General features: G+C 45.4%; 10 protein-coding genes. 6 read left to right on the forward strand and 4 right to left on the reverse strand.

Going from position 1 to position 9,429, the window contains the following annotated elements; translation table 11 throughout:
- Positions 1-127: 127 nt before the first annotated feature.
- From F6K37_RS23835 to lipA, 3 genes are all read left to right on the forward strand, one after another.
- Complete coding sequence (locus F6K37_RS23835; protein WP_008181720.1) at positions 128-814, forward strand: TIGR04283 family arsenosugar biosynthesis glycosyltransferase; 687 nt, start codon at positions 128-130, stop codon at positions 812-814.
- 224 nt (positions 815-1,038) lie between these two features.
- Entirely contained in the window at positions 1,039-1,416 is a 378-nt protein-coding gene (locus F6K37_RS23840) for a four helix bundle protein (protein ID WP_008181721.1), read from the forward strand.
- A 446-nt stretch (positions 1,417-1,862) separates the two neighbouring features.
- A complete protein-coding gene (lipA, locus tag F6K37_RS23845) occupies positions 1,863-2,771 on the forward strand; it encodes a lipoyl synthase (protein WP_008181722.1) in 909 nt (302 codons plus the stop codon).
- 326 nt (positions 2,772-3,097) lie between these two features.
- Here lipA and F6K37_RS23850 read toward each other — a convergent pair whose 3' ends face one another.
- Positions 3,098-3,538: an SRPBCC family protein gene (locus F6K37_RS23850; RefSeq protein WP_287252554.1), complete on the reverse strand. Its 441-nt coding sequence runs from the start codon at positions 3,536-3,538 to the stop codon at positions 3,098-3,100.
- A 676-nt stretch (positions 3,539-4,214) separates the two neighbouring features.
- Here F6K37_RS23850 and F6K37_RS23855 point away from each other — a divergent pair.
- The gene (locus tag F6K37_RS23855; RefSeq protein ID WP_267872003.1) at positions 4,215-4,349 is read left to right on the forward strand and encodes a hypothetical protein; all 135 of its coding nucleotides are present in this window, start codon (positions 4,215-4,217) and stop codon (positions 4,347-4,349) included.
- On the opposite strand, the gene zds is transcribed toward F6K37_RS23855, so the two are convergent.
- Entirely contained in the window at positions 4,342-5,778 is a 1,437-nt protein-coding gene (gene zds / locus F6K37_RS23860; RefSeq protein WP_287252558.1) for a 9,9'-di-cis-zeta-carotene desaturase, read from the reverse strand. The genes F6K37_RS23855 and zds overlap by 8 nt on opposite strands.
- 48 nt (positions 5,779-5,826) lie before the next feature.
- Here zds and F6K37_RS23865 point away from each other — a divergent pair, with 48 nt between their 5' ends.
- Positions 5,827-5,961 (forward strand): hypothetical protein, encoded by a 135-nt coding sequence (locus F6K37_RS23865; protein ID WP_267872004.1) that lies wholly within the window; start codon positions 5,827-5,829, stop codon positions 5,959-5,961.
- A 439-nt stretch (positions 5,962-6,400) separates the two neighbouring features.
- On the opposite strand, the gene F6K37_RS23870 is transcribed toward F6K37_RS23865, so the two are convergent.
- Positions 6,401-6,649, reverse strand: a complete 249-nt coding sequence (locus tag F6K37_RS23870; RefSeq protein ID WP_008181728.1) for a type II toxin-antitoxin system Phd/YefM family antitoxin — start codon at positions 6,647-6,649, stop codon at positions 6,401-6,403.
- Positions 6,650-6,889: 240 nt separating this feature from the next.
- Here F6K37_RS23870 and F6K37_RS23875 point away from each other — a divergent pair, with 240 nt between their 5' ends.
- A complete protein-coding gene (locus tag F6K37_RS23875) occupies positions 6,890-8,398 on the forward strand; it encodes an aromatic ring-hydroxylating dioxygenase subunit alpha (protein ID WP_008181729.1) in 1,509 nt (502 codons plus the stop codon).
- A gap of 284 nt (positions 8,399-8,682) precedes the next feature.
- On the opposite strand, the gene F6K37_RS23880 is transcribed toward F6K37_RS23875, so the two are convergent.
- Positions 8,683-9,429, reverse strand: a 747-nt coding sequence (locus F6K37_RS23880) for an Rpn family recombination-promoting nuclease/putative transposase (protein WP_287252563.1), incomplete at its 5' end; no start/stop codon positions are given.

Raw genomic sequence — 9,429 nt, forward strand, 5'->3', positions numbered from 1 at the left:
CTAGTTTACCTTTTATTATATCCCTTTAATGTAATAAATGTCTAAATATGGATACAAATTAAGGGAACATTGGTTATTTCCTACTCAAGGATGCTAATTTGTCAGAAACAATGCCTAAACGTCTTGCGTGATAGTAAAAATTTCCATTATCATCCCGGTTCTCAATGAGGCTAGTCACATAGCTGATACTTTGGCTACGGTTAGGGAAGCGTCTAATGTGGAAGTGATTGTGGTAGATGGGGGCAGTGATGATGAAACTGTTGCGATCGCACAATCAATGGGTGCTAAGATTATAGCTGCTGGTGCCGGTCGCGCTAGTCAAATGAATGCTGGGGCTGCGGTTGCTACTGGAGATATTCTACTGTTTCTCCATGCTGATACCCGTTTACCTAAAGGATTTGATACCTTAGTTCGCGAAGGGTTACAAGACCATGACACCGTGGCTGGTGCCTTTGAATTAGCCATTGATGCTAACCTGCGGGGGGTAAGGCTAATTGAGCGGATGGTGAATTTGCGATCGCGTTTTTGCTCTCTGCCTTACGGTGATCAGGCTATCTTTATCAAGACTAAGGTGTTTACAGACCTGGGGGGTTTTCTTAATCTACCGATTATGGAAGATTTTGACTTGATGCGACGCCTCCGCCACCTAGGTAAAATAACTATCCTTAGTCAACCTGTGCTAACATCAGGACGCCGTTGGCAGACCTTAGGGGTTGTGAAAACTACATTAATTAACCAACTGGTGATCGTTGCCTATCATTTGGGGGTTTCTCCTCACCGGATTGTGGGTTGGTATCGTAGAGCAAAAGGATGAAGAAGTCGGGAATCGGGAATCGGGAATCGGGAATTGGGAATCGATGTGTGACTATTTATCAAAAAATAGTGGGAACGCTTAGTATACAAAAGCTAATAATTTTATAAATGGCAAATGTTTTCGGAGACTGACAACCATAGGGATAAGCGCGTTTCTATCATAGAGGTACTCCCGATTACCGACTCCCGATTACCGACTCCCGATTCCCGAACTCTAGTTGAAGCATGAGCAATTATAGTCAAATTCAGTCTTATCAAGATTTGCGAGTTTGGCAAAAGGGAATGGATGTAGCGGAGAGTTGTTATGTTATCACCAGAGAATTCCCTAAACAGGAAATGTATGGGATGACTGCACAGATAAGGAGAGCAGCTGCATCAATTCCTGCTAATATTGCAGAGGGATATGGACGGGAGTATCGAGGAGAATATGTTCAATTTCTTAGAATAGCTCAAGGCTCTCTCAAAGAATTGGAAACCCATCTTTTCTTATCGGTCAGAGTTAAACTGGCTAACTCGGTCGCGGTTAATCCGATTTTAGGTGAGTGTGAAGCTTTAGGAAGAATGCTACGTTCTCTAATTCGGTCATTGCTAGACAACTCATAATTCCGGAGTGGGGAATCGGGAATCGGGAGCGGTGCGACCCGTGGCGAATTTAATTACGGGTCAAGCGCACCGAGGGAATCGGGAGGAGTAGATAGTAGACCTATGCGCAAAAGTAGTTTTATGATAGTGTTTGCATCAATTCTTGTCTACTGTTCTGGTGATCCCCTGTTCCAGACAACTGCCGCGAAGTCAAGTCTTTGTGTGACTAGTTAAAGAATAGTAGACTTCGTTTGATGGAAATAGTTTTGTGGAATAGCCATCTTGGTAGAATAGCCATCTAACCTGGAACGGGCATCTTGCCCGTTGCTCCTGTTACAATTCTATTCGACTCCCGATTCCCGATTCCCGATTCCCGATTCCCGATTCCCGATTCCCGATTCCCGATTCCCCACTCCCGATTCCCGATTCCCGATTCCCGATTCCCCACTCCCGACTCCCGATTCCCCATGACTACACAAAAACAATGGCGTTCAGAAATTACTGCACTTCCCTCTTGGTTGCGACGTCCGATTGGTAATGCTAGTGACATCTCAACGGTGCAGCGGATTATTAAACAACGGCAGATTCACACCATTTGTGAGGAGGGACGTTGCCCGAACCGAGGTGAGTGCTATTCTCAGAAAACCGCTACATTTTTGTTGATGGGACCGACATGTACACGGTCTTGTGCATTTTGTCAAGTGGATAAAGGTCATGCTCCCATGGCCCTAGACCCAGAGGAGCCCCAGAAAGTAGCGGAATCGGTACAGTTATTGGGCTTGCGGTATGTGGTGCTGACCTCTGTGGCTCGGGATGATTTGCCAGACCAGGGTGCCGGTTGGTTTGTCGCTACCATGGATGCGATCCGCCAACTCAATCCAGGTACTGAGATAGAAGTGCTAACAGCAGATTTCTGGGGGGGTAAAGGTGATCACGATCAAATCTCAGCAGAGTTGCAACAGCAACGGATAGCAACGGTGGTGGAGGCCAAGCCAGCCTGTTACAACCACAATATTGAAACAGTCCAGCGCTTACAGGGCAAGGTGCGCCGGGGAGCACAATATCAGCGATCGCTAGATGTGCTCAGCATTGTCAAACAACTGAATCCCGCCATTCCCACTAAATCCGGATTAATGTTGGGCCATGGGGAAACCAAAGCAGAGGTGATTGAGGCCATGGCGGATTTAGGTAAGATTGGATGCGATCGCATCACCCTCGGTCAATATATGCGTCCCTCTCTCCAACATCTACCGGTACAAAAATACTGGACACCGGAAGAGTTTGATGAGCTAGGTGCGATCGCACGGGATATGGGGTTTGCCCATGTTCGTTCCGGTCCTTTGGTTCGTAGTTCTTACCATGCGGGGGAAACTTGAAGGTTTAAGGTTCAACTGTTAAGTTCTAGGGAATCGGGAATCGGGAATCGGGAATCGGGAATCGGGAATCGGGAAAAGAGAAAAAATTCTATTTACCTGATAGTTCTGAAAAACGCTGTCTCCTAATCATTACTATTGATCAAAATATCCCCATCTCCCCATCTCCCCACACTCCCCACACCTCCCTATCTCCCCATCCCCCCATCTCCCACACTCCCTATCTCCCCATCTTCCCACTCCCTCGGTGCGCTTGACCCGTAATTAAATTCGCCTAGGTCAAGCGCACCGCTCCCGATTCCCGACTCCCGATTCCCGACTCCCCACTCCTACCCTTTCACCTTCAAGGCATAATCCCGGAATCGTTCTAAATCTTCCTGGATGGTAGATTCAACTAGGTTACCTAAAAATAAGTTATCCATTAACTGACCAAGAATGCCGGGAATGCCGTAAGCGATAGTCAGCTTAACGATACTGCTATCCTTACGGTCGTAGAAGCGCACTGCACCTCGATTGGGCAAACCATCTACTGATTCCCACTGAATAATCTGGTGTGGGACTAATTTCAGAATTCGAGAGAGCCAGCTAAACTCAAAACCTGTACTGGCAAGTTTCCACCGGGATAAATCAGGATCCTCTTTTAGGACTTCCACTGAGTCAATCCACTTCATCCAGCGCGGCATTTGCTCTAAATCAGACCAAAGCTCCCACGCTAACTCAATGGGAACTTCTACTTCAACTTGTACACTATGTTCGAGCCAATCAGACATGGGTTGAGTTCTCCACGGGTTGAAACCGCGTGGATTCTAAGTTGATGTCGTTACGCGGGTTAAAACCGCGCTCCACGATACTTACAATACTGACTAGAGATTGAGTCTAGTCTGTACCGTTGTGGCAGACTCAAAACTGCCCTACCTCCCTGGCCTTTGGCCACGCTACGCGAACGGATTAACCAAAAAAGTTAACCTGTGGATTTACTTCTAATTTAAACAGCTTTCGGAGTGGTTGTACCAAACAAATCAGGGCAATAAATCACTACTTTTTGCTGCATTACTTGCCTGTTCCTTGAGGAGTAGGATTCACCCCGTCTCTTCCTGGCCGGAATCTCACCGTAAAGCGCAAAAAATCAACGTAACCAACCTTGTTCTTACTCGCACTTCCATTGTAACACGTTCGCCGGGATAAATCCCGGCACGCTCCACGCCCACTTAATTTATTGAGTGGCTAACTCTCGCTTGTTATTTCTATGTTTTAGGTTCGTAAAGTTTTAGTGATTATATCGGGAGGGTGAGGCGGGGCGCGGGGAGTGTGGGAGATGGGGAGATCGGGAAGAAGTAGTTTTAGATGAAGTTGGTATAGTTAAAGACAGTTTTTATGATTGTCTTGATGTTATCCCTGATCAGGAAGAGCTGTGTGGGTCACCGGTGTCACCACCTTGTAAGCCCCTTGGAAACCAGAACCCTTGCTCATGGGTCTCCCCATCTGCCCATCTCGCCAAACTCCCCTCTGATTCCCGATTCCCGATTCTGTTCCCGATTCCCGATTCCCGATTCCCGATTCCCGATTCCCTTCTTCAACTAACAAAAGACTCAATCGCCTTAGCAGCACGACGCCCGGATAGGGTAGCTCCTTCCATACTATCGATATAGTCTTGTTGGGTATAGCTACCGGCTAGGAAGAAATTAGGGATTGGTGTCTTTTGGTTAGGGCGATAGGGGTCCATGCCAGGGGCTTCCCGGTATAGAGACTGAGCGAGTTTTACGACACTATACCAGGTCATGGTCAAGTCTCGTGAGGAGGGAAACAAGTTATGGACTTGGTGAAGCACATGTTTTGCGATCGCATCATTACTTTGTCGGATAAATGGGTCTCCTGGGGTTAGTACCAACTGCATCAGTGACCCTTCACCGGCTTTGTAATAGTCACCAGGACTAGTGAGAGCTAAATCTGCAAAGCAGGAAAAGTCAGCATCGGGAGTATACAGTAGATTATCCATCCCTGCTGCTTCTTGGAGTTGCTGGCGTTTCTCAGCATCATGAAGCTCTGTCACCCAGCCATCAAATCGTAGTTGGACCGTGGCCACTGGTACCGTATCCAGCTTGTAGATATTATCGAAATCGGACCACTTGCGCCATGATTTCGGTAACAGTCGTTTAACACCAGGCACATCAACGGCACAGACATAGGCATCAGCGGTAATGGTTTCTTCGGTTTCCCCTTTGGCAATCACTAAACCAGTCACTCGGGTTTCCTCTGGGGTTTCGGTAAACAGAATTTCCCTGACTTGGCGGCGAGTGTGGATTTTTGCTCCTCTTTCCTCTAAATACTGAATAATTGGTTTATGGAGGTACTCATGAGGAGAGCCTTCCAGCATTCGTAGTACCGATGCCTCGGTTCTAGCCGCAAATAACTGGAAGATGGTTAGCATACAACGGGCAGAAATATTCTCGGTATCGATGAAACCCAGAGCATAGGCAATGGGATTCCACATCCGCTTTAAACTACCGTCGGAACCACCATGACCGCGAAACCAATCAGCGAAACTGACCGCATCTAGGTCACGAATCGTTTTCATTGCGCCATCGAAATCTATCAAGCCACGCACCAGAGGGCTAATCCCCAGAGCAATGGAGTTTTGCAGCTTATCCTGGAGGGAGAGTTGGGAGGTGGTAAAAAAAGCTTTTAGGCCATTAAAGGGAGCACCAGTAATGAAGCGAAAGTCTAGCTCACCCTTGCGTCCATCATTATTAATAAAGGTGTGAGTATGCTCCTTCAGCCGCAGAAACTGGAACGCTCCCACCTTCTTCATCAGCTCAAACAGGTTGTAATAGCAGCCAAAGAAGACATGCAACCCCATTTCGATGTGATTGCCATCCTTATCTACCCAGCTTCCCACCTTTCCCCCCACAAAGGGACGGGATTCAAAAATTTCCACCTCATGACCAGCATCCACTAATTCTACTGCTGTGGCCATGCCCGCGAGCCCCGCACCAACGATTGCTAAGCGCATTCTCCCTTATCCTTTCAGTTTCTTTACAGATTTTAATATATTCCGGGAGTGGGGAGTCGGGAGTCGGGAGTCGGGAGAGTTGATGTAGATGTAGGGTGGGCAGTGCTTAGCGTCGAGATGGTCAGCTTTTTAATTGGGATCAAGCACTGCCCACCAGTGCGATCGCTTTTGACTCTTTCCTAATAATTTACTTTTGGTGGGCAGTGTTTTCCCCCGATGACAAGCTAATCTAATCGGTTTCGAGCACTGCCCACCCTACTATTCTTTCCTAATAATTTACTTTTGGTGGGCAGTGTTTTCCCCCGATGACAAGCTAATCTGATCGGTTTCGAGCACTGCCCACCCTACGCTTAATCTTCTTGAAAATTTAGTGCGATCGCGTGTTTTCCCCCGATGACAAGCTAATCCGATCGGTTTCGAGCACTGGCAACCCTAGGATTTATGTTCTTGAAAATTGAGTGCGATCGCGTTTGAGTGCTGCGGTGGGGTAGCAATCAGTAATATTTCTATAATTTATTCTTGAACTTGGTAACTTAGCGCGTTTATCATACGTGATGAAGTACCTTAAATTTCAATTTTCTTCTCCCTGCTCCCTGCTCCCTGCTCCCTGCTCCCTTTAAGCCTAAGCATTCATAATATCCTCCAACAGCTCCTCACTTTCTGACAGCCCAATAAATCCTTCTTGTTGTGCTTGTTTAGCTTTAATAGCTATAAGTTCCTCTTCTAACTCTAAGAACCTTTCAAATTCTTCTATAGAAATAACAACAGCAACATTACGCCCTTTTTTAGTAATTTTTACTGGCTCTCTTCGAGCTAAATCCAACAGTTCACCAAAACGGTTTTTTGCCTCAGATGCTCCAAGGGTTTTCATGACTTTTTAGGTAACAATACTAGATATTAAGTCTAATATAGCCATTTTAGCTAAAATAGTCAATAGCAGCATTTGATGTAGGGTGGGCAGTGCTTACCTTCGAGATTGTCAGCTTTTTAATTGGTATGTAGTGTTTCTCGCATTTATGAGGTACAGTCTTCTTTGAGGTTGATTCCCTGTCTTGATGCAGCGCATCCCTATTCCCTATTCCCTATTCCCTATTCCCTGTTCCCTTTGCTTATGACTATTAAAGCCAATTCAACTAAATTGAACAACAGTCTTGATAAGTCAAATAAAAAAGTTCACCTCAAACAAGAAGAAACATTCCAATGGACAAAGCAGTGGTATCCAGTAGCCGTTGTTGAATTCCTCGCGCCATCTCGTCCTCACAAAATACAGTTACTCGGTAAAGAGCTAGTGTTATGGCGGGATGGGTCTGATCAATGGCGTTGTTTTGAAGATTTTTGTCCCCATCGATTAGCTCCTCTTTCTGAAGGACGTGTCGAGCCTGATGGAACGTTATTGTGTGCTTATCACGCTTGGCGTTTTGATGCTGAAGGAAATTGTGTCAGTATTCCTCAATCCCAAGACCAGGAGACTGAAGTTAAAAACTGCTCGAATCCTAAATCCTGTGCTGTTGCCTATCCAACTCAGCAAAACCAAGGTTTACTGTGGGTATGGCCAGAATCGGGAAGCAAAGCTCAACAGGAAAGTCAGTTGAGAAAACCCCGTTTAATTCCCGAGCTAGAATCAGATTCCGATCGAGTAGTTAAGCTATTTTGGAATATTCGCGACTTGCCCTATGGCTGGGACTTTTTCATGGAAAATGTTGCTGATCCCGCTCACGTACCGGTTTCCCATCACGGTATTATGGGTAGTCGTTATGAAGATGCCAAGTATTATGATATGCCTTGTCTTAGGGAGATATCCACTCAAGAAGGATTTTCCTTTGCTATTAACCCCACCGTTGAGACAGTAGCCGAAGCAGTTCATGACTTTCAACCTCCCTGTCATATGAGAATTGTTACCAGCTATAACGATGGGGGAAAATTAATCTTAGCCTTATATGCCATTCCGACTCGTCCTGGCTGGTGTCGTCATATTGGTTGTCAAGTCTTGGTCAAGAATGAAGCCGGAAAAACACCAGAAGGATTAGGATTTTTTGCCTTACCAATGCCAATTTGGTTGGGTCATGTCTTGGCTTCAGTATTTTTGCATCAAGACTTAGTATTCCTTCACTACCAAGAAAAAATCTTGGCTCGACGACAACAGCAAGACTGGCTCGATGCAGTTTATACTCCGAATCCTCAAGACAAAATGGTAATCACCTTTCGTCAGTGGTTTAAAAAGAGAGCAGGAGGCACAATCCCTTGGGATTCAGGTATAAATGACCAACTTCCCAATGCTGAGTTAGATAAAAAGCAGCTTTTCGATGTGTGGTCAACTCATACTAAAGATTGTGTTGTTTGTCAAAAGGCTCTGACCAACATCAATCGTGCTACGCTAATCAGTTATGGAGCGGCGGCGCTATGTTTATTGATTGGAATAGTTATGGATGCCCGAGCTGTAGCATTTAAGATGGCAATGACTGCAGATGCCGTGACTATATCTCCCTTTAAAGTGATACCTCCAACTGGATTTTGGGTAGGGATCGCGGGAGCAATTCTTTTAGTAACCATAGGCTACTCATTTAAAAGGTTAAGTCGGCTGTTTTACGTTTATGAATTTGACCATTCCAAGAATGATTAAATAAGTTATAAATGTAGTTGATGTAGGGTGGGCAGTGCTGAGCTTAGCCTAGATCAGGTTTTGAATTGGTATTGAGCACTGCCCACCAGCCCAGTAGATGTAGATGTAGGGTGGGCAGTGCTGAGCTTAGCCTAGATCAGGTTTTGAATTGGTATTGAGCACTGCCCACCAGCCCAGTAGATGTAGATGTAGGGTGGGCAGTGCTTAGCTTCGAGATGATCAGTTTTTCAATTGCTATCAACCACTGCCCACCATAGGATTAATTTTATTAAAAATTGAGACTTTTAATTAGAGTGCTCTTGCAGCCAGTTGAGTAAGTCCTCACTGGTCTGAAAATCCCAGATGGCTTCTGATAAACGGTTTAGATCTTCGTTGGTCAAGGCTTCGATTAATGCGATGGCATTAATCGTTAGTTTGCCAAAGCGGCTCTCAAGCAGTCGCAAGAGTAAATTGCTTTCCCCTTCTTCTCGTCCTTGCCTTTTCGCGAAACTCAATGCACCTCGCGAGTCTTCCAAGACCATCTCCTGTTTGCGGAGTTTTTCCACTTCTGACACACTCAACCCCGCTTGATTCGCTATAGTTAACGCTTTTTCCAGCTGTGGTATTTCCCTGAAGTTGTCAGGAATAATTTCTAAGTTGGGCGCTTCTTTAATAAAATATATCCACTTATCGATCACACTTTCTAAATCTTCCAGTTGCTTAGTAAATTTTGGAAGTTCCACAAACACCAGCTTTAACTCGTTCTCCTGATAAGGCAAGTGGTCTTCTTCCTCTTGAAAGTAAAAACAGCTAATTACTTTCTCGGTTGAGGGGAATAACTTAAAATCCGTGATGGTTAAAGCAATGACTGGATTTAGATCGAAATATCCCTGTCCCAATTGCAGTTGATTGCCATAGGTTTTGCACAAGTTATAAACCACTCGCTTCTTGAAAGCTTCCACATTCCAGAGTTGCATCTCGATGATGACAGTCGTTCCATCCTCTAATACTGCCTTAACATCTAGATAAGTGTCTTTTAAATTCACTACATC

This window comes from Moorena sp. SIO4E2 (assembly GCF_010671945.1).
Classification (GTDB): domain Bacteria; phylum Cyanobacteriota; class Cyanobacteriia; order Cyanobacteriales; family Coleofasciculaceae; genus Moorena; species Moorena producens.

Excerpts from the sequence above, each read along its gene's own strand:
- F6K37_RS23850 (WP_287252554.1), bottom strand. The coding sequence starts at position 3,538 with ATGTCTGATTGGCTCGAACATAGTGTACAAGTTGAAGTAGAAGTTCCC.
- F6K37_RS23840 (WP_008181721.1), top strand. The coding sequence starts at position 1,039 with ATGAGCAATTATAGTCAAATTCAGTCTTATCAAGATTTGCGAGTTTGG.
- lipA (WP_008181722.1), top strand. The coding sequence starts at position 1,863 with ATGACTACACAAAAACAATGGCGTTCAGAAATTACTGCACTTCCCTCT.
- F6K37_RS23875 (WP_008181729.1), top strand. The coding sequence starts at position 6,890 with ATGACTATTAAAGCCAATTCAACTAAATTGAACAACAGTCTTGATAAG.
- F6K37_RS23870 (WP_008181728.1), bottom strand. The coding sequence starts at position 6,649 with ATGAAAACCCTTGGAGCATCTGAGGCAAAAAACCGTTTTGGTGAACTG.
- zds (WP_287252558.1), bottom strand. The coding sequence starts at position 5,778 with ATGCGCTTAGCAATCGTTGGTGCGGGGCTCGCGGGCATGGCCACAGCA.